25 protein-coding genes are annotated in these 24781 nt (G+C 71.4%); 8 read left to right on the top strand and 17 right to left on the bottom strand.

Features of this window, described 5'->3' with window-relative positions; all coding sequences use genetic code 11:
- The first annotated feature begins 39 nt into the window (after window positions 1–39).
- Window positions 40–408, top strand: coding sequence for a four-helix bundle copper-binding protein (locus ABT057_RS09385; protein ID WP_352341860.1), 369 nt, complete (start codon window positions 40–42; stop codon window positions 406–408).
- A gap of 67 nt (window positions 409–475) precedes the next feature.
- Here ABT057_RS09385 and ABT057_RS09380 read toward each other — a convergent pair whose 3' ends face one another.
- Both ABT057_RS09380 and ABT057_RS09375 read right to left on the bottom strand, forming a co-directional pair.
- A complete protein-coding gene (locus ABT057_RS09380) occupies window positions 476–1120 on the bottom strand; it encodes an HAD family hydrolase (RefSeq protein WP_352341859.1) in 645 nt (214 codons plus the stop codon).
- Window positions 1113–2411: an LCP family protein gene (locus ABT057_RS09375; RefSeq protein WP_352341858.1), complete on the bottom strand. Its 1299-nt coding sequence runs from the start codon at window positions 2409–2411 to the stop codon at window positions 1113–1115. Before ABT057_RS09375 ends, ABT057_RS09380 begins: the two co-directional genes overlap by 8 nt.
- A 119-nt stretch (window positions 2412–2530) precedes the next feature.
- Between ABT057_RS09375 and ABT057_RS09370 the strand changes: the two genes are divergently transcribed.
- Window positions 2531–3091, top strand: coding sequence for an acyl-CoA thioesterase (locus tag ABT057_RS09370; protein WP_352341857.1), 561 nt, complete (start codon window positions 2531–2533; stop codon window positions 3089–3091).
- A 15-nt stretch (window positions 3092–3106) separates the two neighbouring features.
- On the opposite strand, the gene ABT057_RS09365 is transcribed toward ABT057_RS09370, so the two are convergent.
- Window positions 3107–3556, bottom strand: a complete 450-nt coding sequence (locus tag ABT057_RS09365) for an SRPBCC family protein (RefSeq protein ID WP_352341856.1) — start codon at window positions 3554–3556, stop codon at window positions 3107–3109.
- Window positions 3557–3683: 127 nt separating this feature from the next.
- The gene (locus ABT057_RS09360; RefSeq protein ID WP_352341903.1) at window positions 3684–4841 is read right to left on the bottom strand and encodes an acyl-CoA dehydrogenase; all 1158 of its coding nucleotides are present in this window, start codon (window positions 4839–4841) and stop codon (window positions 3684–3686) included.
- A gap of 199 nt (window positions 4842–5040) precedes the next feature.
- On the opposite strand from ABT057_RS09360, the gene ABT057_RS09355 reads away from it, so the two are divergent.
- A complete protein-coding gene (locus ABT057_RS09355; protein ID WP_352341855.1) occupies window positions 5041–6384 on the top strand; it encodes a UDP-glucose dehydrogenase family protein in 1344 nt (447 codons plus the stop codon).
- A 119-nt stretch (window positions 6385–6503) separates the two neighbouring features.
- On the opposite strand, the gene ABT057_RS09350 is transcribed toward ABT057_RS09355, so the two are convergent.
- Entirely contained in the window at window positions 6504–7019 is a 516-nt protein-coding gene (locus ABT057_RS09350) for a CGNR zinc finger domain-containing protein (RefSeq protein ID WP_352341854.1), read from the bottom strand.
- 122 nt (window positions 7020–7141) lie between these two features.
- Between ABT057_RS09350 and ABT057_RS09345 the strand changes: the two genes are divergently transcribed.
- A complete protein-coding gene (locus ABT057_RS09345) occupies window positions 7142–7507 on the top strand; it encodes a VOC family protein (RefSeq protein WP_352341853.1) in 366 nt (121 codons plus the stop codon).
- Between the two features lie 61 nt (window positions 7508–7568).
- Here ABT057_RS09345 and ABT057_RS09340 read toward each other — a convergent pair whose 3' ends face one another.
- From ABT057_RS09340 to ABT057_RS09325, 4 genes are all read right to left on the bottom strand, one after another.
- A complete protein-coding gene (locus tag ABT057_RS09340; protein WP_352341852.1) occupies window positions 7569–8690 on the bottom strand; it encodes a dipeptidase in 1122 nt (373 codons plus the stop codon).
- Window positions 8691–8803: 113 nt separating this feature from the next.
- On the bottom strand, window positions 8804–9982 hold the full coding sequence (locus ABT057_RS09335; protein WP_352341851.1) for a dipeptidase: 1179 nt from the start codon (window positions 9980–9982) through the stop codon (window positions 8804–8806).
- 5 nt (window positions 9983–9987) lie between these two features.
- Window positions 9988–10485: a 5-(carboxyamino)imidazole ribonucleotide mutase gene (purE, locus tag ABT057_RS09330; RefSeq protein ID WP_352341902.1), complete on the bottom strand. Its 498-nt coding sequence runs from the start codon at window positions 10483–10485 to the stop codon at window positions 9988–9990.
- 20 nt (window positions 10486–10505) lie between these two features.
- Complete coding sequence (locus ABT057_RS09325) at window positions 10506–11657, bottom strand: 5-(carboxyamino)imidazole ribonucleotide synthase (protein WP_352341850.1); 1152 nt, start codon at window positions 11655–11657, stop codon at window positions 10506–10508.
- Window positions 11658–11878: 221 nt separating this feature from the next.
- Here ABT057_RS09325 and ABT057_RS09320 point away from each other — a divergent pair, with 221 nt between their 5' ends.
- Window positions 11879–12409 carry a GtrA family protein gene (locus ABT057_RS09320; protein ID WP_352341849.1) on the top strand — a complete coding sequence of 177 codons (531 nt, stop codon included), beginning with the start codon at window positions 11879–11881 and terminating at the stop codon, window positions 12407–12409.
- Between the two features lie 24 nt (window positions 12410–12433).
- On the opposite strand, the gene ABT057_RS09315 is transcribed toward ABT057_RS09320, so the two are convergent.
- Complete coding sequence (locus ABT057_RS09315; protein ID WP_352341848.1) at window positions 12434–13711, bottom strand: sensor histidine kinase; 1278 nt, start codon at window positions 13709–13711, stop codon at window positions 12434–12436.
- 42 nt (window positions 13712–13753) lie between these two features.
- On the bottom strand, window positions 13754–14431 hold the full coding sequence (locus tag ABT057_RS09310) for a response regulator transcription factor (RefSeq protein WP_067251025.1): 678 nt from the start codon (window positions 14429–14431) through the stop codon (window positions 13754–13756).
- Between the two features lie 415 nt (window positions 14432–14846).
- Between ABT057_RS09310 and ABT057_RS09305 the strand changes: the two genes are divergently transcribed.
- Entirely contained in the window at window positions 14847–16349 is a 1503-nt protein-coding gene (locus ABT057_RS09305) for an oligopeptide:H+ symporter (protein WP_352341847.1), read from the top strand.
- Window positions 16350–16415: 66 nt separating this feature from the next.
- Here the strand turns inward: ABT057_RS09305 and ABT057_RS09300 are convergent, their stop codons facing one another.
- The 6 genes from ABT057_RS09300 to ABT057_RS09275 all read right to left on the bottom strand — a co-directional run bounded on the left by ABT057_RS09300 (window position 16416) and on the right by ABT057_RS09275 (window position 21841).
- A complete protein-coding gene (locus tag ABT057_RS09300; protein ID WP_352341901.1) occupies window positions 16416–17687 on the bottom strand; it encodes a hypothetical protein in 1272 nt (423 codons plus the stop codon).
- A gap of 75 nt (window positions 17688–17762) precedes the next feature.
- Window positions 17763–18836 carry a hypothetical protein gene (locus tag ABT057_RS09295; protein WP_352341846.1) on the bottom strand — a complete coding sequence of 358 codons (1074 nt, stop codon included), beginning with the start codon at window positions 18834–18836 and terminating at the stop codon, window positions 17763–17765.
- Entirely contained in the window at window positions 18833–19651 is an 819-nt protein-coding gene (locus tag ABT057_RS09290) for an NEW3 domain-containing protein (RefSeq protein ID WP_352341900.1), read from the bottom strand. The genes ABT057_RS09295 and ABT057_RS09290 overlap by 4 nt, the downstream gene beginning before the upstream one ends.
- Before the next feature lie 58 nt (window positions 19652–19709).
- Complete coding sequence (locus ABT057_RS09285) at window positions 19710–20390, bottom strand: LPXTG cell wall anchor domain-containing protein (protein WP_352341845.1); 681 nt, start codon at window positions 20388–20390, stop codon at window positions 19710–19712.
- 309 nt (window positions 20391–20699) lie between these two features.
- Window positions 20700–21200, bottom strand: coding sequence for an ATP-binding protein (locus ABT057_RS09280; RefSeq protein ID WP_352341844.1), 501 nt, complete (start codon window positions 21198–21200; stop codon window positions 20700–20702).
- 245 nt (window positions 21201–21445) lie between these two features.
- A complete protein-coding gene (locus ABT057_RS09275) occupies window positions 21446–21841 on the bottom strand; it encodes an STAS domain-containing protein (RefSeq protein WP_352341843.1) in 396 nt (131 codons plus the stop codon).
- 261 nt (window positions 21842–22102) lie between these two features.
- On the opposite strand from ABT057_RS09275, the gene ABT057_RS09270 reads away from it, so the two are divergent.
- Entirely contained in the window at window positions 22103–23029 is a 927-nt protein-coding gene (locus tag ABT057_RS09270; protein ID WP_352341842.1) for an RNA polymerase sigma factor SigF, read from the top strand.
- 177 nt (window positions 23030–23206) lie between these two features.
- On the top strand, window positions 23207–24778 hold the full coding sequence (locus tag ABT057_RS09265; protein ID WP_502973835.1) for a ricin-type beta-trefoil lectin domain protein: 1572 nt from the start codon (window positions 23207–23209) through the stop codon (window positions 24776–24778).
- Window positions 24779–24781: the final 3 nt, after the last annotated feature.

The raw sequence follows: 24781 nt of genomic DNA, 5'->3' as shown, positions 1-24781 counted from the left end.
GCCCGCCCCGGGCCCCTCGTCCCCCGTCCAGGAGGAGCCATGACCATGAACCAGCCCGGAACCATGACGGCCATGAGCAAGGAGATGCAGGACTGCGTCGAGGCGTGCATGTCCTGCCACACCGTCTGCGAGGAGACCATGAGCTCCTGCATGCAGATGGGCGGCCAGGCCCAGATGCAGATCATGCGCGCGCTCATGGACTGCTCCGAGATGACCCGCATGTGCGCCGACATGATGATGCGGCGCTCGCCCATGTCGGCCGAGATGTGCGCGATGTGCGCCAAGGCCTGCGACATGTGCGCGGAGGCGTGTATGTCCATGCCGGACGACCCGCAGATGAGGCGCTGTGCGGAGGCGTGTCGCCGCTGCGCCGAGATGTGCCGGACGATGGCGGGCGCGCGGATGTGATCCCCGCCTGAACACCGCTCAGGGGCACCCCCGACCGGGGTGCCCCACTCGTGGTCCGCTGCTCGCCCTAGCCGAACAGCGGTGCCAACTCCCGCTCCAGGTCGGCCGGTTCGCTGTAGTGGACGGTCAGCATGCCCAGCGCGGCCGCGGCCTCGACGTTCTCCTCGGTGTCGTCCACGAACAGGCACCGCCCGGGCCGTACGCCCGCCCGGGCCGCCGCCAGTTCCAGGATCCGCGGGTCGGGCTTGGCGAGGCCGACGCGGGCGCTGCTGACGACCTCGTCTGCGAGGTCGGTCAGACCCATCGCCGCGAGGTCGGCCTCCAGGCCGGTCGTCGCGTTGCTGACGAGGACCAGCGGCACCCGGGTGCGGGCCCGGCGCAGCAGCGCGACCACCTCGTCGTCGGCGCGGAAGGGCGACTCCAGCAGCGCGGTGCCGAGCGACCAGGCGGTCTCCTCGTCCTCCACCAGCCCGGCGAGCCCCCGGGCGATGGCGGCGACCCACTCCTGCTCGGTGATCTGCCCGAGCAGCAGGGGGCCGTCGACCTCCGGGGAGAACGCCACCTTCTTGGTGGTGCCCTCCGCCAGCCCGGCGGCGCGCTCCAGCGCCTCCAGGTGGGCGGAGTCGAAGTGGCGTACCACGTTGTCGATGTCGCAGAGCACCGCGTCGAAGGGTCGGTCGGGTCCGCGTCTGTGACCGGGCTGGTCAGTCACTCGTCACCGTGACCTTCTCGTCGTTGTTCAGCTCCTTCACCAGCTGCTTCACCTTCGTCTTGTCCCAGACGAGGTTGCCGCCGCTGGAGCCGGAGATGGGCATGTTCATCGAGGTGCCGTCGCCGCCGTTGACGCCCTTCATCGCGAAGAACATCGACCCCAGGTCGTACAGGCCCATGTCCTTGTCGACGATCAGGGAGTCCAGGCCCGCGCCCATCACCGGGTAGAACTTGAAGGGGTTGAGGACCGTCGACGGGGTGGCCACCTGGTGGGCCAGGGCGGCCAGGAACTTCTGCTGGTTCTTGGTGCGCTGGAGGTCGGAGGCGGCGAACGCGTGCCGGGTGCGGACGAACGCGAGGGCCTCCTCGCCGTTCAGCGTCTGCTTGCCCGCCTTGAAGTCGGCGCCCGAGTACTTGTCCTTGAAGGCCTTGTCGATGGTGATCTCGACGCCGCCGACCGCGTCCACGATGCTCGCGAAGCCGGCGAAGCCGATTTCGACGTAGTGGTCGATGTGCAGGCCGGTGTTGTACTCGACGGTGCGTACGAGCAGTTCGGGGCCGTCCTCGGCGTACGCGGCGTTCAGCTTCACGTGCCGGCCGGTGCCCTTGTACGTCTTGCCGGACTCCGAGCCCACGTACGTCGGGATCTCGACGTCCGAGTCACGGGGCAGCGAGATCAGCGTGTCGCCGTTCGACCCGACGTGCAGGATCATCATCGAGTCGGTGCGCTTGCCCTCGGCGGAGCCGGTGTGCAGTTCCTTCTTCTCCGCGGCGGACATGCCCTCGCGGCTGTCGGAGCCGACGATGAGGTAGTTGGTGCCGTCGCCCTGCTCGGGCCGGTCGATGACCTTCGACAGGTCGACCTCGCGGCGCAGCTTGGAGTCGGCCCAGAAGTAGGTGCTGACGGAGGTGACGACGACCACGGTGACGACGATGATCGAGGTCCACTTGATGCGGCGGCGCCAGTTCGGCGCGGGCCGGGCGCCGCCCCGGGAGTACCCGTCGCCGGGGCCGCCGGGGTCGGCCGGGCCGCCGCCGTAGACCTGGCCCGAGCTGTAGCCGCTGTCGTAGCCGCCCTGCCGGGCGTTGGTGTAGTCGCCCTGGCCGTCGCCGTAGCCCTGACCGTTCACATACGACGGCTGCGGCGGGACCCCCGGCTGGTTCGGCGGGGCGGCCGGGCCGCGGCGGACCTGACGCATGACGCGCGCGCTCTCCGGCCGGTCGCCGGCGCCGCCGTTTCCGTACCGGCTGCCGCGGTCGGCGCCGGACCATCCCTCGGGCCAATCGTTCATGGGCCTTAGTGTGCAGGGCCGGGCTGTGTCCTATACAAGGGGTGTCGGAAAATCAGCGCTCCGCTGTTGCCAAGCTGACACAAAATTCCGGCTTGTCCCCTCGGCATAAGGTGGAGGACATGACAGATCAGGCCACCGCAGCGGACTCGGGCAGCACTCCGGACATTCCGGGCAAGCCGACGTCCGCGTCCCGCACCACCCTCAGCCACATCATGACCCACAACGACACCAACCTTCTGGGCACGGTGCACGGCGGTGTGATCATGAAGCTCGTCGACGACGCGGCGGGCGCCGTGGCCGGGCGGCACTCCGGCGGGCCGGCCGTCACCGCCTCCATGGACGAGATGGCGTTCCTGGAGCCGGTCCGGGTCGGCGACCTGGTCCATGTCAAAGCTCAGGTGAACTGGACGGGCCGGACCTCGATGGAGGTCGGCGTCCGGGTCCTCGCCGAACGCTGGAACGAGTCCGCGCCGGCCACCCAGGTCGGCTCGGCCTACCTGGTCTTCGCCGCCGTCGACGCCGACGGCAAGCCCCGCGCGGTCCCCCCGGTCGTCCCGGAGACCGACCGCGACCGCCGCCGCCACCAGGAGGCCCAGATCCGCCGCACCCACCGCCTGGCCCGCCGCCGGGAGATCAGGGAACTCCGGGAGCGACGGACCGCGGAGGGGTACGAGGACTGAGGCCCTCGGCCGCGGTCAGGCAGGCGAGAGCAGCTGCTCCAGCTTGCCGAATCCCTGGGTCCAGCCCTCCTCGTGCAGGGCGCGCCGCCGCTCGGTGAGGAAGTCCCTCTGGGTGAGGACCACTTCCGTCGACGCTCCGCCGAGGTCGCGCAGCGACAGCGTGACCACCGTCTCCCGGTCCTCGGGGTCGGGTTCCTCCCAGCGGAAGGTGTAGCGCAGCAGCTCCGGAGGGTCGACGTCGAGGAACTCCCCCGCCAGGTGGAACAGGGAGCCTTCGGGGGGCTGCATCGCGATGCGGTACGTCCCTCCCGGCCTCGGGTCGCTCTCCACGCTCGGGATGCCGAACCCGTCGGGGCCCCACCATCGGGCGAGCTCCCGCGGTTCGGTCAGAGCCCGGAACACGACCGGCGCCGGTGCGTCCAGGACGCACCGCAGACGCAGCAGCAGCCCGCCGTCACGCGTCATGACGAACCTCCCGGTCCTGGCCCACTCTCCCATCGTGGCCCAGGACCCCGCCTGCCACCACACGCGCCTCGCCCTCCGGCCGGGAGAACGGGCGGAGGGCGAGGGCGAGGGCGACGCCGAGCGGGTCCTACGGCAGGTTGCGAGCCATGACGATCCGCTGGACCTGGTTCGTGCCTTCATAAATCTGGGTGATCTTCGCGTCACGCATCATCCGCTCGACCGGGTAGTCGCGGGTGTAGCCATAGCCGCCGAGGAGCTGGACCGCGTCGGTGGTGACCTCCATCGCGACGTCCGAGGCGAAGCACTTGGCGGCGGCGCCCTGGAAGGTGAGGTCCTTGTCGCCGCGCTCCGAGGCGGCTGCCGCCTGGTACGTCAGGGCGCGGGCCGCCTCGATCTTCATGGCCATGTCGGCGAGCATGAACTGGATGCCCTGGAAGTCGGCAATCGGCTTGCCGAACTGCTTGCGCTCCTGGACGTAGCCCTTGGCGTAGTCGAAGGCGCCCTGGGCGACGCCGAGGGCCTGGGCGGCGATGGTGATGCGGGTGTGGTCCAGGGTCGCCATCGCGGTGGCGAAGCCGGTGCCCTCCTCGCCGATCATGCGGTCGGCGGGGATGCGGACGTTGTCGAGGTAGACCTCGCGGGTCGGGGAGCCCTTGATGCCGAGCTTCTTCTCCGGGGCGCCGAAGGACACGCCCGGGTCGGACTTCTCGACGACGAAGGCGGAGATTCCCTTGGAGCGCTTGGTGGGGTCGGTGACCGCCATGACGGTGTAGTACTCGCTCACGCCCGCGTTGGTGATCCAGCGCTTCACGCCGTTGAGGATCCAGTGGTCGCCGTCGCGGACGGCCTTGGTCTTCATGCCGGCCGCGTCCGAGCCCGCGTCCGGCTCGGAGAGGCAGTAGGAGAACATCGCGTCGCCCTTGGCCAGCGGGGTCAGGTACTTCTTCTTCAGGTCCTCGGAGCCGGAGAGGATCACCGGGAGCGAGCCCAGTTTGTTCACCGCGGGGATGAGGGAGGAGGAGACGCAGGCGCGGGCCACCTCCTCGATGACGATCACCGTGGCGAGGGCGTCGGCGCCCGCGCCGCCGTACGACTCGGGTACGTGCACCGCGTGCAGGTCGCTCGCGACCAGGGCGTCCAGTGCCTCCTGGGGGAATCTGGCCTCCTCGTCCACGGCGGCGGCGTACGGCGCGATCTTCGCCTCGGCCAGTGAGCGGATGGCGTCGCGGAGCATGTCGTGCTCATCGGACGGGCGGTAGAGGTCGAAAACAGCCGATCCGGCCAAGTGACTCACGCTCCAAAGACGCTGCGATTACCCGCGCTAATTACCGTTAAGTAACTCAAATTTTAGAGGCCCGCCCGGGGGACCGGTACGTGAGCTGGGCAACAACCGGGGAAGCATGGGAGAAACTGCCCGGTGAGGGGCCACGCACGCCCCGACTATGCTCGGGCAGCGCATCCCCGTTCGCCTTTCTGGAGCATTCATGAGCCTCAAAATCACCGTGATCGGCACCGGCTACCTCGGCGCCACGCACGCCGCGGCCATGGCCGAACTCGGTTTCGAGGTGCTCGCGCTCGACGTCGTCAAGGAGAAGATCGAGAAGCTGGAGCGCGGCGAGACGCCGATGTACGAGCCGGGGCTCGAGGAGCTGCTGCGGCGTCATGTCGCGGGCATCGAGGGGTCGACGGGGCGGCTCAGGTTCACCCAGGACTGGGCCGAGGTGGGCGCCTTCGGCGATGTGCACTTCGTGTGCGTGAACACCCCGCAGAAGCACGGCGAGTACGCCTGCGACATGTCGTACGTGGAGTCCGCCGTCGGATCGCTCGCCCCGTATCTGGCGCGGCCCGCCCTGGTCGTCGGCAAGTCCACGGTTCCGGTGGGCTCCGCCGACCGGCTCGCCGCGATGATCGCCGAACTCGCGCCCGTCGGCGCGGACGCCGAGCTGGCCTGGAACCCGGAGTTCCTGCGGGAGGGGTTCGCCGTCGAGGACACCCTGCATCCCGACCGGATCGTCGTGGGCGTGCGCAGCGGGCGGGCCGAGAAGCTGCTGCGGAAGGTGTACGCCACCCCGGTGAAGGAGGGCTCGCCGTTCGTCGTCACCGATTTCCCGACCGCCGAACTGGTGAAGACCTCCGCGAACTCCTTCCTCGCCACGAAGATCTCCTTCATCAACGCGATGGCGGAGGTGTGCGAGGCCGCGGGCGGCGATGTCGCCAAGCTGGCGGAGGCCATCGGGTACGACGACCGGATCGGGAAGAAGTTCCTGCGGGCCGGGATCGGCTTCGGGGGCGGGTGTCTGCCGAAGGACATCCGTGCCTTCATGGCGCGGGCCGGTGAGCTCGGCGCCGACCAGGCGCTGACCTTCCTGCGCGAGATCGACTCCATCAACATGCGCCAGCGCGGGCGGATGGTGGAGCTGGCGCGGCAGGAGCTCGGCGGCGGGCCGTTCCTGGGCAAGCGGGTGGCCGTCCTCGGCGCGACCTTCAAGCCCGACTCGGACGACGTACGGGACTCGCCCGCGCTGAACGTCGCCGGGCAGATCCATCTCCAGGGCGGCCAGGTGACGGTCTACGACCCCAAGGGCATGGAGAACGCCCGCCGGCTGTTCCCGACGCTCGGGTACGCCGACTCGGCCCTGGCGGCCGTACGGGGCGCCGATGTCGTGCTGCACCTCACCGAGTGGCGGGAGTTCCGTGAGCTGGACCCGGCGGCGCTCGGGGAGGTCGCGGCGGTCCGGCTGATCCTCGACGGGCGCAACGCGCTCGACCCGGCGGTGTGGCGCAAGGCCGGGTGGACGTACCGGGGCATGGGCCGGCCGACCGCATAGCGAAGAGAGTGACGCCGGTTCGGCCGAGGCTCAGTCGGCCGAACCGGCGTCTGCGTGCATTCTGCCGCACCGAGCCGGTACGTGGCGTATGAACTGCCTGTGCGTTGCCGCGCTGTGGCTCACGTCTCTTTCACGTCCCGCGCACGGTACCGGCGCATCTTGGCGCGCGCCCCGCACACCTGCATCGAGCACCAGCGGCCGCGTCCCGCCGGGCTGCGGTCGTAGTACGCCCAGTGGCAGGTGGTGGCCTCGCAGGCCTTGAGCCGCTGCCAGGTGCCGGCGACCAGTGCCTCGGCGACGGCGGCGGCCACGCGCGAGAGCAGGGGGCCGGTGTCGGCGGCGGCGAGGCGGGCGGAGCCGTCCCGGGCGTCGACGGCCACCAGCAGGGGCGCCGCCGCGAGCAGGTCGCCGAGCGGGGTCACCGTGCGGTGCGGGGGGTGGCCGGCGTGGGCCAGCAGGGCCGCGCGCAGGGCCTCGCGCAGTTCGCGGGCGGCCGGTACCTCTTCGGGGGTGAGCGCGAGGGCCGTCCGGCCGTCCGCAGTGTCGAGCGCGTCGGCACCCGACTCGATGTCCAGCGTGTTGACCAGGGACTCCACCAGGGCCAGGCCGCCCGGCGCGGGCGATCTCTCACTCATGGCCGCACGCTACCTCCCCGTGTCGGCAATTCCCTTGCGAGGTTACCTCCACTGCGAGAGCATGAGGTAACAGTTACCGGTTGCCCGCATCCATGGGTAACGCCGATTCCGAGGAGGAAGTCATGGCTCTCGCCAAGCTGGGCGTCGTCGTCCTGGACTGTCCCGACCCCCGCACGCTGGCCGGGTTCTACGCCGAGGTGCTGGGCGGGACCGTCGAGTCGGACGGAGACGGCGAGTGGGTGGACCTCACGACCCCCGACGGCCGGGCACTGGCCTTCCAGGCCTCCCCCGGCTTCGTGGCCCCCGAGTGGCCGGCGGCCGACCGCTCGCAGCAGTTCCACCTGGACCTGACCGTCGAGGACCTGGACGCGGCCGAGGCGGGCGTCCTGGCACTCGGCGCGAAGCCGCTGGACGCGGAGGACCGCTCGCGCGGCTGGCGTGTGTACACGGACCCTGCGGGGCACCCGTTCTGTCTCTGCGCCTGCTGACTCGGACTCGCCGTCCGGGCGCGTCCGTTCCGCCTGGCGCCGGATCGGCAGCGGCCGACGGTCAGCCGTCCAGCTCGGCGATCTTCGCCGTCGACGGCTCCCTGCGCTCCTGCGCCGCGCGGGCGTTGAAGTCCGCAGTGCGCAGGACGCGCTGCATGTTGCCCCAGGTCAGCAGGGCCAGGTCGGTGTCCGGCCAGCCGCGGCACAGCAGTTCGGCGATGAGCCGGGGGTAGCCGGAGGCGTCGGCGAGACCCTGGGGGTGGGCGTTGCCGGAGTCGTAGGTGCCGGACAGGCCGACGCACTCGGGGCCCGCGACGGCTCGGACGTGGTCGAGGTGGTCGGCGACGTCCCGGATGCTCGGGCCGGTCTGCTCGGCGGTCAGCGGCACCAGGCACAGGCCCTTGGCGGCGCCCAGCCGGGCGAGGAGTTCGTCGGTCAGGTTGTCGGGGTGGGGGCGCAGGGCGCGGGCGGCGGAGCGGGTGCACAGCACGGGGGTCCTGGAGAGCGTGAGCGTGCGGCCGACGGTGGCGTCGGAGGCGCCGGAGAGGTCGGCGAGCACACCGAGCCGGTTCATCTCGCGCACCACCTCCTCCCCGAACCGGGTCAGCCCCGCCTCGCTCGCCCAGGAGGTGCCGGCGAGGGTGAGAACGCGCAGGCCGAGGGAGTGCAGGACGCGCAGGATGGAGAGCGAGTCGTCGAGGGCGGCGGCGGTGGCGGGGCCGAGGACGACGGCGACGCGGCCGCAGTTGCGGGCGTCGAGGACCTGCCCGGCGGTGCGGGCGAGCCGCAGCCCCTCGGGGTGCGTGTCGATCACCGATCGGGCGAGGTCCAGCTGCTCCAGGGTGGCGCCCACGGCCCGGCCGGCGGCCAGGCCCTCGGGCAGGTGCAGGGAGCACAGCAGCGCGCCGACCTGGCCCTGGCGCAGCCGGGGGACGTCCGTGTCGACTCCGCTCTCGCCGAGCTGGAGGTCGTACCAGGGCAGGTGCCGCAGCGCCCAGGGCAGTCCGCTGTAGCCGTCGGCGACGGGGTGTCCGGCGAGGAGGGCGTGCGCCCGGTCGAGCAGTTCCCCCTCCGCACCGCCGGCCGGCTCGGTCCCGGTCTCCGGGATGCGGGGGGCGTCGAAGGCTTCGGGCAGTTCACCGACCTCGGGGTGGTCGTGCAGTTCGTCCTGGAGGTCGGCCATGGGAGAGCTCCGTACGTGCGGTCAGCAGTACGGCCACCGTCGCACGCGCGCGGGGAGGCTTCCTGGTGGGTGGGGCGTTCGGGCGTACGCCCCACCGCCGGCGGGGAGGCCGGTCAGCCGTCCAGCGACCCGATCGTCGCGTTGGACGGCCCCCGGGTGGCCCGGAGGTCGCGGGAGACGTCCTCCGCGGCGCCCAGCACCCGGACCGCGTTCTGCCAGGTGAGCTTGGCGAGGTCGGTCTTCGACCAGCCCCGGTCGAGGAGTTCCGCGATCAGGTTGGGGTAGCCGGAGACGTCGTTCAGACCGTCGGGGGTGAAGGCCGTGCCGTCGTAGTCGCCGCCGATGCCGAGGTGGTCGACGCCCGCGACCTCGCGCATGTGGTCGAGGTGGTCGGCGACGGTCGCGGCCGTCGGGACCGGGCGGGGGTTCGCCTCCTCGAAGGCGCGGTGGACCTTCATCGCCTCGGGGGTCGTGTCCAGGTCGAAGAAACCGTGGTCGCGCAGGTTGGCGCCCGCCCTCGCGGTCCAGTCGACCGCCGCCTGGAGCACGAACTTCGGTACGAACGTCACCATCGCGACGCCGCCGTTGCCGGGCAGGCGTTCGAGGACGTCGTCCGGGATGTTGCGGGGGTGGTCGCAGACCGCGCGGGCGGAGGAGTGCGAGAAGATCACCGGCGCCGAGGTGGCGTCCAGTGCGTCGCGCATCGTCGTCGCCGCGACGTGCGAGAGGTCGACGAGCATGCCGAGGCGGTTCATCTCCCGTACGACCTCACGGCCGAAGGCGGTCAGGCCGCCGGCCTTCGGCTCGTCGGTCGCCGAGTCCGCCCAGTCCACGTTGTCGTTGTGGGTGAGGGTGAGGTACCGGACGCCGAGCGCGTAGAGGCCGCGCAGGGTGCCGAGGGAGTTGGCGATGGAGTGGCCGCCCTCCGCGCCCATCAGGGAGGCGATACGGCCCTCCGCGCGTGCGGCCTCCATGTCGGCGGCGGTGAACGCGGCGCGCAGGTCGGCGGGGTGGCGGTCGATGAGCTGCCGCACGCAGTCGATCTGCTCCAGCGTCGCGGGAACCGCGTCCGGCAGGTCCGCGCGGACGAACACCGACCAGAACTGCGCCCCGACGCCGCCCTCGCGCAGCCGTGGGATGTCGGTGTGCAGATGGGCGGCCTGAGAGGTGGCGATGTCGCGGGCGTCGAGGTCGTAGCGGACCTGCTCGCGCAGCGCCCAGGGCAGGTCGTTGTGGCCGTCGGCCACGGGAAAGTCACGCAGGAGGTCTCGGGCGTCGTCCAGTGAGGTCATCTCCGTCACTTTCCGAAGCCGAAGCCGTTCGAACCCTCGACCTTGGCGCGCAGCCGCTTGCCCTTCTCGGTGGCCTGGTCGTTCAGCTCCTGCTGGAACTCGCGCATCCGGGCGAGGAGGTCCTCGTCGTGGGCGGCGAGGATGCGGGCGGCGAGGAGTCCGGCGTTGCGGGCGCCGCCGACGGAGACCGTGGCGACGGGCACACCGGCCGGCATCTGCACGATCGACAGGAGGCTGTCCATGCCGTCGAGGTACTTCAGCGGCACGGGGACGCCGATCACCGGGAGGGGGGTCACGGACGCGAGCATGCCGGGCAGGTGGGCCGCGCCGCCGGCGCCCGCGATGATCGCCTTCAGGCCGCGCTCGGCCGCCTGCTCGCCGTACGCGATCATCTCGCGGGGCATGCGGTGCGCGGAGACGACGTCGACCTCGTAGTCGATCTCGAACTCGTCGAGGGCCTGGGCGGCGGCCTCCATGACGGGCCAGTCGCTGTCCGAACCCATGACGATGCCTACTACTGGGCTCATTCGGTGATCGTGCCTCTCAGGTAGCCGGCTGCGTGACGGGCGCGCTCCAGCACGTCGTCGAGGTCGTCGCCGTAGGTGTTGACGTGGCCGACCTTGCGGCCGGCCTTCACGTCCTTGCCGTACATGTGGATCTTCAGCTGGGGGTCGCGGGCCATGCAGTGCAGGTACGCGGAGTACATGTCGGGGAAGTCGCCGCCGAGGACGTTGACCATGACCGTCCAGGGGGCGCGCGGGCGCGGGTCGCCGAGGGGAAGGTCGAGGACGGCGCGGACGTGGTTGGCGAACTGGGAGGTGATCGCGCCGTCCTGGGTCCAGTGGCCCGAGTTGTGGGGGCGCATCGCCAGTTCGTTGACGAGGATGCGGCCGTCGCGGGTCTGGAACAGCTCGACGGCCAGGTGACCCACGACGTCCAGTTCCTTGGCGATCCTCAGGGCCAGCTGTTCGGCCTGGAGGGCGAGGTTCGGGTCCAGGCCGGGGGCGGGCGCGATCACCGTGTCGCAGACGCCGCCGACCTGCTGCGACTCGACGACCGGATAGGCGACCGCCTGGCCGTGCGGGGAGCGGACGACGTTCGCGGCGAGCTCGCGGACGTAGTCGACCTTCTCCTCGGCGAGGACGGGGACGCCCGCGCGGAACGGGTCGGACGCCTCCTCGGCGGTCTCCACGACCCACACGCCCTTGCCGTCGTAGCCGCCGCGGACGGTCTTGAGGACGACCGGGAAGCCCTCGCCCGCGCCCTGGCCCTCGCCCGCGAAGCGGACGACGTCCTCGGGGTCGGTCACGATCCGGTGCCGTGGGCACGGGACGCCGATCGCGTCGAGCTTCGCGCGCATCACGCCCTTGTCCTGGGCGTGCACCAGCGCGTGGGGGCCGGGACGGACGGGGATGCCGTCCGCCTCCAGCGCCCTGAGGTGCTCGGTGGGTACGTGTTCGTGATCGAAGGTGATCACATCGCACCCCCGCGCGAACTCACGCAGCGTGTCGAGGTCGCGGTAGTCGCCTATGACGACATCGCTGACGACCTGCGCCGCGGAATCCTGAGGGGTGTCACTGAGGAGCTTGAACCTGATGCCGAGCGGGATGCCCGCCTCGTGTGTCATACGAGCGAGCTGGCCCCCGCCGACCATGCCGACTACCGGGAACGTCACCTTCCCAGGGTATCGGCCGCGCCACCGGGGCCGGATCCCGTCCCTCCCTCGGGCCGGGGCGGGCGCTCTTACCGGCCTCACGAACGGCTCATACCCGCCGTTTGCCGCCTTCTTTCCGTCCTGTTTCCGACCCATGGGCCCGACCACAGGAAACCGACAAGAGTGGTGGTTAGCATGGCTGGGTTGACGCAATCGAGACCCGAACGGGGGCCTGTACGACCATGGCGCATGGTTCCTCGGGGCAGGGGCGGCTACGAAGAGTGGCCCGTGAGCTGGCCAAGTTCGGTGCCGTCGGTGGCGCAGGACTGCTGGTCAACCTCGGTGTGTTCAACCTCGTCCGGCACCTCACCGATCTGCAGGTGGTGCGGGCGAGTGTCATCGCGACCGTCGTGTCGATCGTCTTCAACTACGTCGGGTTCCGGTACTTCACCTACCGTGACCGCGACAAGAGCGGCCGTACGAAGGAACTGACGCTGTTCCTGCTGTTCAGCGCGGTCGGCCTGGTGATCGAGAACGGACTGCTGTTCGCGGCGACGTACGGCTTCGGGTGGGACAGCCCGCTGCAGAGCAACGTGTTCAAGTTCCTCGGCATCGGGGTGGCGACCCTGTTCCGGTTCTGGTCGTACCGGTCGTGGGTGTTCCGGGCGCTGCCCGCGAAAGAGGCCGTCGCCAGCGCCGAGTCCTTCCTGGTGGAGGACTCGCTGATCGGGGAGCAGTCCCGCAAGGCGAAAGCACGCCAGCAGGTCGGCTGAGCCCGGCCGGCGAGGCTCCGTCCGTCATCTGACCGTCGGCTCGTCGTCCTGCACCGGCGCCCGCTTCTGGGGTGCGGTGCGGGACAGGAACAGGCCGAAGACCGCGGGCTGGGCCTGGAGCATTTCCAGCCGGCCGCCGTCGGCCTCCGCGAGGTCGCGGGCGACGGCCAGGCCGATGCCGGTGGAGTTGCGGCCGCTGATCGTGCGCTCGAAGATGCGGGCGCCGAGGTCGGCGGGGACGCCGGGGCCCTCGTCGGTGACCTCGATCACCGCCTGGTTGCCGGTGACGCGGGTACGCAGCGCGACCGTGCCGCCGCCGTGCATCAGCGAGTTCTCGATCAGGGCGGCCAGCACCTGCGCGACCGCGCCCGGGGTGCCCACCGCGCGCAGATGGCGTTTGCCGGAGCTGACGATGGCGCGGCCCACGCTGCGGTAGGCGGGGCGCCATTCGGCCAGCTGCTGCTGGATGACCTCGTCGAGGTCGAAGGAGACGGCCGAGCCGGTCCGCGGGTCGCGCGCGTTGGTCAGCAGGCGTTCGACGACGTCCGTGAGGCGCTCGACCTGGGTGAGCGCGATCGTCGCCTCCTCCTTCACCGTGTCCGGGTCGTCGGTGAGGGTGATCTCCTCCAGCCGCATGGAGAGCGCGGTGAGGGGGGTGCGCAGCTGGTGGGAGGCGTCGGCGGCCAGCCTGCGTTCGGCGGTGAGCATGCGGGCGATGCGTTCGGCGGAGGAGTCCAGGACGTCGGCGACGCGGTCCAGTTCGGGGACGCCGTAGCGCTTGTGGCGGGGGCGGGGGTCGCCCGAGCCGAGGCGTTCGGCGGTCTCCGCGAGGTCGGTGAGGGGGGAGGCCAGCTTGTTCGCCTGCCGGATGGCGAGGAGGACGGCCGCCACGACCGCGAGCAGGGCCACCAGAGCGATGATCAGGAGGGTGCGGCCGACCTCGCGGGTGATGGTGGAGTGCGGCTCCTCGACCCGGACCGTCTCGCCGCTCTCCCCTTTCTCCTCGGCGTGGATGACGTCGCCCTCGGGTTTGGCGCCGACCTCGATCGGCGGCCGGCCCGGAATGCTGATCACGGCGTAGCGGTCCTGGGTGACCTGGTCGCGCAGGATCTCCGCGTTGACGTCCTCGGCGCCGAGCAGCCTGGTGTCCACGATGCCGACCAGCCGCACCGCCTCGGAGTCCACCCGCTCCTGGGCGCTGTTGCTGATGGTGCGGCTCTCGACGATGACGAGGGAGACGCCGAAGACGGCGATCACCACGAGCACGACGGCCAGGGTGGACTGGATCAGACGGCGACGCAAGGGAGCCCTCCGGGCGGTTGCTTCCGCGACTTCTGCGACCGCTCAGCTCTTCTCGAAGCGGAAGCCGACTCCGCGCACCGTCGCGATGTAGCGGGGGTTCGCCGCGTCGTCGCCCAGCTTCTTGCGCAGCCAGGAGATGTGCATGTCGAGGGTCTTGGTGGACGACCACCACGTCGTGTCCCAGACCTCGCGCATCAGCTGGTCGCGGGTGACGACCCGGCCCGCGTCGCGGACGAGGACCCGCAGCAGGTCGAACTCCTTAGCCGTCAGCTGGAGCTCCTCGTCGCCCATCCAGGCGCGGTGCGACTCGACGTCGATGCGCACGCCGTGGGTGGCGGGCGGCTGGGCCGGCTCCGCGGCGCCGCGCCGCAGCAGGGCCCGGACGCGGGCGAGCAGTTCGGCGAGCCGGAAGGGCTTGGTGACGTAGTCGTCGGCGCCCGCGTCGAGTCCGACGACGGTGTCCACCTCGTCGGCGCGCGCGGTCAGGATGAGGATGGGCACGGCGTGGCCCTCGGAGCGCAGCCGGCGGGCCACCTCCAGACCGTCCATGCCGGGCAGCCCGAGGTCCAGCACGACCAGGTCGACGCCGCCCTGCATGCCGGCGTCGAGCGCGGTCGGTCCGTCCTCGCGCACCTCGACCTCGTAGCCCTCCCGGCGCAGGGCGCGGGCCAGCGGCTCCGAGATGGACGCGTCGTCCTCGGCGAGCAGTACACGGGTCATGAGCTGATGGTAGTCCGCGCCGGGCGGCGTCCGAAGTGTGATCGCCACCGCTCTTTCTTACTCAGGGACATGACGGACACGCCGCCGGGGCAGACGCGGGGCGAACCTGCGGTCGAGTGATGGCAGGATGGTACGGACCTTCGAATGCCCGACAGGCTTCCTTGATCACCTGTGATCCGTGCCTCAAGTCCTTCCATATCCGGCACTCTCCTGACGTATGGTGAAACAACGCCTGTAGCACCGCGGGGACCTTCGGCGACGGCTTGCCGCCGAGGGTCTTCTTTTGTGTGCCGAGAGGAATGACCCACGGCCGGACCCCTGCTCACGCGACGCGCGTAGACGCGCCGGTGCCGGCCGCCCCCCACCCGGGCGCGCCCTCATCCCCCGCGCGCGTCCCGACCAGCAAGGAACGACCATGGCGTCCAGCCTGACGAAGGATTCGGCCCGTCCGGGCACCCCCGGCTCCGGTTCCGGCAAGACCTTCTTCGGCCACCCCCGCGGACTGGCCACCCTCTTCATGACGGAGATGTGGGAGCGTTTCTCCTACTACGGCATGAAGGCCCTGCTCCCGCTGTATCTGGTGGCACCGGGCGGCCTGCACATGAACGCGGCCACCGCCACCGCGATCTACTCGGTGTACCTGTCCCTCGTGTACCTGCTCGCCCTGCCGGGCGGCTGGTTCGCGGACCGTGTCCTCGGCCCCCGCAGGACGGTCGCCGTGGCCGGCGCGGTCATCATGCTCGGCCACCTCACCCTGGCCCTGCCCAGCTCCGGCACCTTCTTCGCGGGCCTCGGCCTGGTGGCGATCGGCTCGGGTCTGCTGAAGGCCAACATCTCCACGATGGTCGGCCACCTCTACGAGGGCCCGGACGACCCGCGCCGCGACGGCGGCTTCACCGTCTTCTACATCGGCATCAACCTCGGCGCGTTCGCCGCGCCGCTGGTCATCGGCACCGTCGGCGAGAACGTCGACTGGCATCTCGGCTTCGCGCTCGCCGCGCTCGGCATGGCGCTGGGCCTCGCCCAGTTCCTGCTCGGCAGCCGCCACCTCGACGCCCGGTCGAACGTCGTACCGACCCCGATGACGGACGCCGAGAAGACCGCCACGCTGCGCAAGGCGGGTCTGTGGGCCGCGGTCGCCGCCGTCTTCTACGCGGTCGTCGGCTTCTCCGGTCACTACACCCTGAACTGGCTGCTGGTCCCGATCACCGTCGCGGGCCTGCTCATCCCGGTCATGGTCATCGCCCGCATCAAGCGGGACAGGGACCTGGACCGCGCCGAGCAGTCGAAGATGTCCGCGTACATCTGGTTCTTCGTGGCCGCGGCCGTATTCTGGATGATCTACGACCAGGGCGGCTCGACCGTGTCCCTGTTCGCCGACTCCTCCGCCGACAACACGATCTTCGGCTGGGAGTTCCCCGTCTCCTGGTACCAGTCGGTCAACCCGGTCATGATCATGGCGCTGGCGCCGGTCTTCGCCTGGGCCTGGCTGGCGCTGGCCCGGCGCGGCAAGGAGCCGAGCACCGCGGTGAAGTTCGCGATGGGCCTGGTCATGATCGGCGCGTCCTTCTTCCTCTTCCTCGCCCCGCTGGCGATCGCCGACGGCGGTCACAAGGCGGCCGCGATGTGGCTGGTGGGCATCTACTTCGTGCAGACCGTCGGTGAGCTGACGCTGTCGCCGGTGGGTCTGTCCGTGACCACCAAGATGGCGCCCGCGAAGTACGCCTCGCAGATGATGGGCGTCTGGTTCCTGGCGGTCACCGCCGGTGACGCGACCACCGGTCTGCTGTCCATCGCCGGGGTCGACCTCAACAAGACGGGAATCGTGGCCTTCCAGGCGCTGCTGGCCGTGCTGGCCGGCGGGGCGGTGTGGATGTACCGCAAGAAGGTCAGGGAACTCATGGGCGACGTCCACTGACGTCCGTCCGCGGCCGGGAGGGCCGCCGCACCCGGCCGGGTGCGGCGGCCCTCCCGGCGTACGTTCCTAGCTCGTCCTCCGTCCGGGCATGAACGTGAACACCGCCGCGCCCAGCAGCACCGCCGTGCCGGCCACCAGGCCCAGGGCCTTCAGGGATCCGTGGTCGCTCGTGCCGGTCTCGGCGAGGCCGCCGCTGGTCGTCGTGCTGCCGCCCCCCGACGACGAGCCGCTGCCTCCGGAGGCCCCGCTCGCCTGCTCCTCGGTGTTCAGGGTGAGGGAGACGGCCGTGCTGTCCGGGGTGCAGGTGGTGGTCGTGCCCATGGCCTCGATGGTGAGGACGCCGGGGGACAGCGTGGACTCACCGGACGCGCCGGGCTTGTAGGTGCCCTTGAGGTCAGGTATCTCGATCGGGTCGCCCTGCGGGATCGTCGCGGAGTTCAGCGGTCCCTCCACGGTGACCGAGCCCTTGTCCGCGCCGCCGAGCACGACCTGCATGGTCGGTTTCACCTTGCCCGCCGGGATGTCGATCGGGCTGTCCATCACCGACTTCTTGAACTGCACGGTCAGGTCGTAGCTCCCGCCGTTCTTCCTGGCGTTGATCTGGATCGGCGAGGTCGCCTTCTTCTCCCCGATGGGCGAGGCGCAGGTGTAGGGGATGTCGACGACCTTGCCGGTGAAATCGGTCTGCCCGTCGTCGCCGGACTCGCTCGCCGACGGGCTGAGCGAGGTGCTGGGCGACGTGCTGGGCGACGCGCTCTGCGAGGGACTCGTGGACGGCGACGCCGACTCGCTCGCGCTCCCCGTCGGGTCGGGCGACGTGCTCGAACTGCCCCCGTCCGCCGGGGTGACGGTGATCGTCGCCGCCGGCTGGACGGTCTCCGTCGGCGTGCACTTGGTGTCCGTCATCAGCGCGTTGACGACGTAGGCGTCCGGTGTCAGCGTCACCTGCCCGGCCGTGGTCAGCTTCAGCGTGCCCGTCATGGCGGACAGCACCATGTCGCCGCCCTTGGGGATCTCCGGGTTCTCGCGCGGGCCGGTCATCGCGATGTCCGCCGTCTGCGCACCGGCCGCCTTGAGGGTGCCGGACGGCTGGACCGTGTCGGCGGGCAGGTCGATGATGTCGGGGTTCTTCGACGCGGCCTGGGTGAACTTCCAGACGACGTCGACGGTGTCGCCGACCTTCGCCGTGGCCGGCGCGCTGATGTCGACCTTGGTGGTGCCGTCGATCTCGGGCAGTCCGATGCCCGCGGGCGGGACGCAGTGCGTGGCGTAGGACACCTCGGCGGCCTGGGCCGGACCGGCGGTCACGCCGAGCAGGGCTGCGGCCCCGGCGACCAGGACGGCGGAGCCCGCCGCGACCGCTCTCCTGCGGGTGGACCCGCGGCCCGGTGGTGGTACGGCTCTCTCACTCACTCAAGTTCCTTTCCTGCCGGGAGTCGTGGGACTCGTCGGATGGTCGTCGTGCGGTGCGGAGAGCCGGCCCGCCGTGCCCGGACCGGTGTCCGGGGTGAACCACGGCAGGGTCGTGGAGGTGGCGAGGGGGGTCTCTTCCCGGCGCCTGCGAGGGGTTCGACGGCGCCCGGGGGTCCGATGCCCGCGAGGGGCCCGGCGTCCCTGGGCCGTCCGCGGCCGGATCCGGTCCACCACGGCCATCCCGATGCGGAACACGGCCGCCGGCACCACCAGGCAGAGCAGGATCCAGAACAGGGTCACCCCCCAGGGGCGGCCCACCCCCCACGGCTGCTCCGCGAGGACCTTGCCGCCGTACTTCAGGGAGACGGTGTAGTCGCCGTGCGCGCCGGCGGAGAGTTCGACGGGCAGTTTCACGCGTGCCTTCCCGCCGGGGGCGATGCTGCCGCGCCACTGCCGCTCGTCCCACTGCGGGGAGAACACCCCGTGGGCGGAGCCGACCTGGAAGACCGGGTCCTTCACGGTCGAAGTGCCGAGGTTGCCGACGGTGAAGACGAGCGAGCGGGTGGGCGGCGCCCCGAACCAGGTGAGCAGCCCGCTCGAGCCCTCCAGCCGGGTGTCGGTCAGGACGGCCAGGCGTCCGCTGCCCGACTCGGCGGGCAGCGGTTCGACCGCGTGCCCGGCGACCGTGAACACCGTGTCGGCCGCGGACTTCGCGCCGGTCGCGGTCGCCACGTGCACCACGCAGGGGCAGGGCACCGGCGGCTCGGACACGGGGAGCGTACGGCTGAACCGGCCGTCGGCGCCCGTGGTCACCGCCCTGCCGTCGGCGTTGGCACAGGAGTTGGTGCCGCCGACGACCCCCCTCGCGGGGGTGGCCCGACCGCAGATCAGCACCATCAGCAGGGTGCGCGACGGCCAGCCGCTGCCGCTGACGGTGATCGTGTCACCGGTCCCCGCCTGGGACTTGGACAGGGTGACGACCGGTCCGCTCGCGGCGGACACGGGCGCCGTGGCCGCCCAGGGCAGCAGGAGCAGGGCGAGCACCAGCGCCGTGGTCCGCAGTCTGCCGTTCACGTGGCCGCTCCCCTCGACTCGGCCTCGCGCCCGCGACGCCGTACGACCATGACGGCCGCCGCGGCCGACAGCGCGCCGCCCGCCGCTCCCGCCGTCGCGCCCCACGGCACGAACCGGGCGGACGCCCGGCCCGTGGCCCGCGCGGCGCCGGGCGCGGTGACCGTCAGGCGTACGGTCACGGCGTCCAGGGCCGGACGGCCGTGCCACGGCTCGTCCAGCCTCAGCCGGCGGCCGGGCGGCAGCCGGACGGGCAGGGTGCGCGGGGCGCGGTCCAGCACGGTGCCGAGCACCCCCTCCGCGCGCACCGCGAGCCGCGGAACCAGATCCGTGGAACCGCGGTTGACCAGCTCGTACGTGATCCGGTCGCCGTGCACGGCCACATGCTCCACGGTCAGCGCGGACAGCCTGGGCCCGCTCACCCGCACCAGCAGCGGCACGCCGGTCCGGCGGCCCGTGGCGTCCCGTACGACGAGGGTCGCGGTGCGGTCTCCGGGGGACGCGTCCGCCGGGACCGTCACCGTGAAGGGCACCTCGGCACGGGTGCGGGCGGGGACCCGGACGGCCCCTTCCGCGAAGGCGACCGCGAACCCGGCGGGCCCGGTGCCGCTCAGGCGTACGGTGAGCGGCCGCGGGCCCCGGTTGGTCACCGCGACCGTGTCCTGGAGCACCGACCCGGGCGCGCCTTCCGCGTAGAAGGACGGCCGGCCGCCGCCGGAGGGCGCGGCCGACCAGCCGCCGGCGGTGGCGGCGGGAGCGGCGGCCACGAGCAGCGGCAGGCTCAGCAGCAGGGCACGGGCGGCGCGGGCGTACGGCATCGGCGGCTCCAGCACTCTTCTACGCGTCACGCGTACGGGGATTCGGCCGGGGTTGCGGTCAGCGGGGCTGGTTGCGACGGGTCAGCCACAGCGCGCCTGCCGCGCCCGCGAGGAGCACGGTGCCGCCGAGGGTGCCGAGGGCGATCGCGGAGTCCTCGGGGCCGGTCTGCGGGAGGTCGCCGCCGTTGGTGGAACCGCTGGTGGCGGAGCCCCCGGTGCTGCCGCCGCCCGACGCGGTCACGTCGAGGGTGAGCGAGGGGCCGGGGCTGTTGGTGGGGGTACAGGTGGTGGTCGTACCGAGCGCCTTGATGGTGAGCGTGCCCGCCGTGAAGGTGACCTTGCCGCTCTGCTTCGGGGTGTAGGTGCCGCTCAGGTCGTTGATCTTGATGGGGGTCTTCTCGGGGATCGCGGCCTGGTTGGAGGGGCCGGTCACGTTCAGCGTGCCGCTGTCGGCACCGCCCAGCTTGATGACGGCGGACGGTTCCACGCTGCCCGCGCCGAGTTCGACGGGGCTGGAGGAGACGCCCTTCTGCCAGGACATGGTGATCTTGTAGCCGCTGCCGCTCTTGACGCCCTTGATGTCGATCGGCGAAATGGCGCTCTTTTTGCCGATGGGCGTCTTGCACGAGTAGTTGACGTCGACGACTTCGGCCATGGCCGTGGGGGCGGCCGTCCAGACCGCCGCGCCGGCCAGGGCCGCGGCAGTCGCGAGCGCGGCGGTTCGCTTCCGGTTCGACACGGTCCCCTCATTCCCGACGGTTCCTGCCAGACCTCGACAGTTCCTGACGAGGCATCAGATCGAGCCGTCAAGGTACGCCCGGGGAGTTGAGGAGGGAAGACAAGAGGCACGCCGGAGTTGTGGCGATCCGGCGCACGGCTCCGGGGGGTTTCGGGGAGGCCCGGAAGGACGTACGGACACCACACGGTCACCCCGGGCCCCGTCCGGTGGCCCGCGACGCGGGCGGGGCTCCGGTGCGGGTGGGGGTCAGGGCAGGGTTCGGCTCCGGGCCGGAGTCCGGCCCGGGCAGAGGCCGGACTCGGACAGGTGTCAGGCGGGGGCGCCCAGTTCGGCCCAGACCGTCTTTCCGGCCAGACCGGGGGTGCGGACGACTCCCCAGTCCAGGCAGAGGCGTTGGACGATGAACATGCCGTGACCGCCGGGACGGCCCGCGCGGTGGGGCGTACGGGGGGCCGGCTGGCCGGTGCCGCGGTCGGAGACCTCGACGCGGATGACCTTGTTGTCGCAGCCCAGCACCATCGCCTCGGGGCCCTCGGCATGCAGACAGGCGTTGGTGACCAGCTCGGACACGACGAGCAGCACGTCCTCGGCGGCCGCCCGCCGGTCGGCCGTGGCCGCCGGCAGCCAGCCCCACGCGTACAGCGCCTGACGGGCGAAGTCGCGGGCGAGCGGTACGACCCCGCTCGCGCCGTCGAAGCTCAGTCTGCGGACCTGGCGACCCGCCGACACCCCGGAAGCGCCGCCGGCCTCCGCCTCCGGCTCCTGCTCCGGACCGCGGTCGCCCGGCGAATAGGGCCGGGTGGTGCTCATCAGCGCTTCACCTCACCGATTCACCGGTTCACAATTCAAGTTCACAGTTCCTGCGTCATTCAGCACAGCTGCTTCAGCACAGAGTGCGGTACCGAGCTCCGTACACGATCCATTACGTGGCCGGACGGCGTTTCCGTCGACATTGCCGCCGACATGTTCGGGTTCAGGATGTCTCCTGCCCGACGGAACCGGCGGAACACCCCCGTTCACGAAGGAACGGGGAAGGTGAACGGAGAAGGAGATCGTCAACCGCCCTCGGCCGCGTGGCCGCCCTCGTCGGCGAGTGCCGCGTCCAAGGAGTCGTGCACGGTGAAGACCGCCTCGGCGCCGGTGATCTCGAAGACCCGCGCCACCACGGGCAGCATCCCCGCCAGATGCACCCCGCCCCCGGCCGCCTCCGCCTTCAGGCGGGCGCCCAGGAGGACGTTGAGCCCCGTCGAGTCGCAGAACTCCAGCCGCGAGCAGTCCACGACGAGCCGGCTGAGCCCCCTGGAGAGACACTCTTCGAGTGGTTCACGCAACAGATCGGCGGTGTGGTGATCCAACTCACCCGCCGGCGTCACGACGGCACTGGAGCCTTCTTCCCGCACCTCGACCAGAAGCCGGCCCGACTGTGCGCTGCCGACCGTCCCGCGGTCCATGCGTCTCTACTCCCGGGGTCGCTCACTGCTTACCGACAGCCCGCCGAACGGCTGGCTGACGCCCTCGAACACTACGCCTTCGTCACGTACTCCAACACCCGAACAATCCCACGCAAACGGACATAACCGAACAGAACGCACTTGCGAGGGGCTCGGTAAAGCGGGTAGGGCTAGTAGGAACACGCAACCGACACGGCCGGCTTTGGAGGCGCCGCACACCGTAGTGCGCTCACTGGCTTCGGCAGCCATATGCCGAGAACGATGGAGGACATCATGTCACCCCGGCTCGACGCATCGCATACCCACACAGCGACGTCGACACCCCCACCGGAGCAGGAACAGCTGAATCCCATCGCGGAGACCCCGGAGCTCGCCGAGCTCCCGGAACTCTCGAACCTCTCCTACGAGGACATCGCGACGATCGGCGCGGTCGACGCACGAGCACTGTCCAAGACCCTCTTCGAGCGGCTGGAGTCGCTGGAGGAAGGCACCCACGAGTACTCGTACGTCCGCAACACCCTCGTCGAGCTGAACCTCGCCCTGGTCAAGTTCGCCGCTTCCCGCTTCCGCTCGCGCAGCGAGCCGATGGAGGACATCATCCAGGTCGGCACGATCGGTCTGATCAAGGCGATCGACCGCTTCGAGCTGTCCCGGGGCGTCGAGTTCCCCACCTTCGCGATGCCTACCATCGTCGGCGAGATCAAGCGGTTCTTCCGTGACACCTCGTGGTCCGTCCGGGTCCCGCGCCGGCTCCAGGAGCTGCGCCTCGACCTGGCCAAGGCGGGCGACGAACTCGCCCAGAAGCTGGACCGCTCCCCCACCGTCCCGGAGCTGGCGGAGCGCCTCGGCCTCACCAACGAGGAGGTCGTGGAGGGCATGGCGGCCTCCAACGCCTACACGGCGTCCTCCCTGGACGCCCAGCCCGAGGACGACGACGCGGAGGGCGCCCTCGCCGACCGCATCGGCTACGAGGACCACGGGATCGAAGGCATCGAGTACGTCGAGTCGCTCAAGCCCCTCATCGCGGAACTGTCCTCCCGCGACCGCCGGATCCTCTCCCTCCGCTTCGTCGCCGGCCTGACCCAGTCGGAGATCGGCGAGGAGCTGGGCATCTCCCAGATGCACGTGTCCCGGCTGCTGTCGCGGACGCTGGTGCGGCTGCGCAAGGGACTGACGCTGGAGGAGTAGGCAGAGGTGCGGGACGCCGACGTCGTAAGACACCGCTTCTCCCGCTCCCCGGTGGCTGTCGAGCCCCCGGGGAGCGTTGCCTTACCCCCGGAAACCTCCCCACGGAGCCTCTGACGCCACTAGGGTCACGTCCACCCCAGACTGACCAGTACGTCAGTGACGGCGAGGAGGCGGACCGTGTCCCGTGCCGACAGAGAGGGCGCGTACCCCGGTGATCCCGGTGGTCCTGACGGCGTCGGTGACCTCGGAGAGGTCGACGACACCGGTGATTCCGACGCGCGGCTGACGGGCCTGCTGCGGGGCGCGCCCGCCACCGCCTACCCGGCGCTGCGCACACTGCGCGCCCGGCACCAGGCAGCCGTCCTGGCGTACGCGCGCCTGTGCACCACGGGCGAACCGGCCGCGCGCCGGCTCGCCGCGGAGGCGTTCACCCTGGCGGCCCGGGAAACGGCCCGCGGCACCGACCCCGGCGGCCCGAGCGGCCCCTGGCGGCACCAGCTCCTGCTGCTGGCGGGGCGGGTCGCGGCGGACTGGGCCGCGGACGGCCGGGCCGGCGGACTGGACGCGAACCTGCTCCTCGTCCTGGGCACGACGGCACCGGGCACCACCCCGGCGCCGCCCCTCCTCGCCGCCTTCCGCACCCTGCCCTCGAGATCGCAGGGCCTGATCTGGTACGGCGTCGTGGAGCGGGAGGACGCCGCGCGGACGGCCGTCCTGCTCGGCCTCACCCCCGAGGACGTCGCATACGGCACCGCCCCCGCCCTGCACGCCCTCGCCCAGACCTGTCTGCGGCTGCGCCTGGCCGCCTCCGACGACCCCCGCTGCGGGGACTTCCGGCGGCTGATCGAGGAGTCGGTGCGGCCCCAGGGCGCGCGGCGCAGCCCCGACCTGGAGGCCCACCGGGCGCACTGCCCGCACTGCGCGACGGCGTACGAGGAACAGTGCGCGCTGCGGGACACGCCCCGTACGGCCCTGGCGGACGGCCTGCTGCCGTGGGGCGGAACGGCGTACGTCCTGGACGAGCGCGAGCCGTCCAGGAACGTGCCGAGCCCCGTCCGCAGGCCGTCGCGGCGCCGTTTCGTCCTGGCGTCGGCGGTGGCGGGGGTGGCGCTCGTGCCGCTGCTGCTGGTGCTGCTGCCGTCGGACGGCCCCGGAGACCCGACGGGAGCGGCGGCGGGTCCGTCGAGCGTGCCGCAGGTCACGGTCACGGCAACGGTGTCGGCGCCCGTCCCCTCACCGACCGGTACGTCCCCCTCCGCCTCCCCTTCTTCCTCGCGGAGTTCCTCCCCGCCCCGCACGAGCGCACCCCCGCGCACCCCCGCCCCGGCCCCCTCCCCCACGCGCCCGCCCGGCGGGACGTACGCGCAGGTCGTGAACGTCGCCACGGGCCGCTGTCTGGAGGTGGCGGGCGACTTCGACAACGGCACGGACGTGGTGACGGTGCCGTGCTCGTCCTCGCCGAGCCAGCGGTGGCGGGTGGACGCCGGGCGCGGCGTGGTGCAGTCGCAGGCCGACCCCGACTTCTGCCTGGACAGCCGGGGGTCCGTGGACAAGGGCGTGGGGGTGTGGAACTGCGATTCGGCGGAGGGCGACCACGGCGACAACCTCACGTTCACGGTGGACGCCGACGGGACGGTCCGCCCGGCGATCGCGATCGAGACGGCGATGACGGCGGACGCGGGCGGCGGCGTGTCACTGGAGCCACTGGACGAGGCCGGGGACCAGCGTTGGCGGGCGGGGACGGCCTGAGAA

The organism is Streptomyces sp. NPDC002588, assembly GCF_040295925.1.
Taxonomy (GTDB): domain Bacteria; phylum Actinomycetota; class Actinomycetes; order Streptomycetales; family Streptomycetaceae; genus Streptomyces.
Note: the sequence above shows the minus strand (reverse complement) of the source record. Positions and strands in the feature narration are given on the sequence as shown.

What these genes read in the sequence shown, in the direction of transcription:
- ABT057_RS09385 (WP_352341860.1), top strand. Translation starts at nt 40, where the DNA reads ATGACCATGAACCAGCCCGGAACCATGACGGCCATGAGCAAGGAGATG.
- ABT057_RS09375 (WP_352341858.1), bottom strand. Translation starts at nt 2,411, where the DNA reads ATGAACGATTGGCCCGAGGGATGGTCCGGCGCCGACCGCGGCAGCCGG.
- ABT057_RS09370 (WP_352341857.1), top strand. Translation starts at nt 2,531, where the DNA reads ATGACAGATCAGGCCACCGCAGCGGACTCGGGCAGCACTCCGGACATT.
- ABT057_RS09365 (WP_352341856.1), bottom strand. Translation starts at nt 3,556, where the DNA reads ATGACGCGTGACGGCGGGCTGCTGCTGCGTCTGCGGTGCGTCCTGGAC.
- ABT057_RS09355 (WP_352341855.1), top strand. Translation starts at nt 5,041, where the DNA reads ATGAGCCTCAAAATCACCGTGATCGGCACCGGCTACCTCGGCGCCACG.
- ABT057_RS09350 (WP_352341854.1), bottom strand. Translation starts at nt 7,019, where the DNA reads ATGAGTGAGAGATCGCCCGCGCCGGGCGGCCTGGCCCTGGTGGAGTCC.
- ABT057_RS09345 (WP_352341853.1), top strand. Translation starts at nt 7,142, where the DNA reads ATGGCTCTCGCCAAGCTGGGCGTCGTCGTCCTGGACTGTCCCGACCCC.
- ABT057_RS09340 (WP_352341852.1), bottom strand. Translation starts at nt 8,690, where the DNA reads ATGGCCGACCTCCAGGACGAACTGCACGACCACCCCGAGGTCGGTGAA.
- ABT057_RS09335 (WP_352341851.1), bottom strand. Translation starts at nt 9,982, where the DNA reads ATGACCTCACTGGACGACGCCCGAGACCTCCTGCGTGACTTTCCCGTG.
- purE (WP_352341902.1), bottom strand. Translation starts at nt 10,485, where the DNA reads ATGGGTTCGGACAGCGACTGGCCCGTCATGGAGGCCGCCGCCCAGGCC.
- ABT057_RS09320 (WP_352341849.1), top strand. Translation starts at nt 11,879, where the DNA reads ATGGCGCATGGTTCCTCGGGGCAGGGGCGGCTACGAAGAGTGGCCCGT.
- ABT057_RS09310 (WP_067251025.1), bottom strand. Translation starts at nt 14,431, where the DNA reads ATGACCCGTGTACTGCTCGCCGAGGACGACGCGTCCATCTCGGAGCCG.
- ABT057_RS09305 (WP_352341847.1), top strand. Translation starts at nt 14,847, where the DNA reads ATGGCGTCCAGCCTGACGAAGGATTCGGCCCGTCCGGGCACCCCCGGC.
- ABT057_RS09290 (WP_352341900.1), bottom strand. Translation starts at nt 19,651, where the DNA reads ATGCCGTACGCCCGCGCCGCCCGTGCCCTGCTGCTGAGCCTGCCGCTG.
- ABT057_RS09280 (WP_352341844.1), bottom strand. Translation starts at nt 21,200, where the DNA reads ATGAGCACCACCCGGCCCTATTCGCCGGGCGACCGCGGTCCGGAGCAG.
- ABT057_RS09275 (WP_352341843.1), bottom strand. Translation starts at nt 21,841, where the DNA reads ATGGACCGCGGGACGGTCGGCAGCGCACAGTCGGGCCGGCTTCTGGTC.
- ABT057_RS09270 (WP_352341842.1), top strand. Translation starts at nt 22,103, where the DNA reads ATGGAGGACATCATGTCACCCCGGCTCGACGCATCGCATACCCACACA.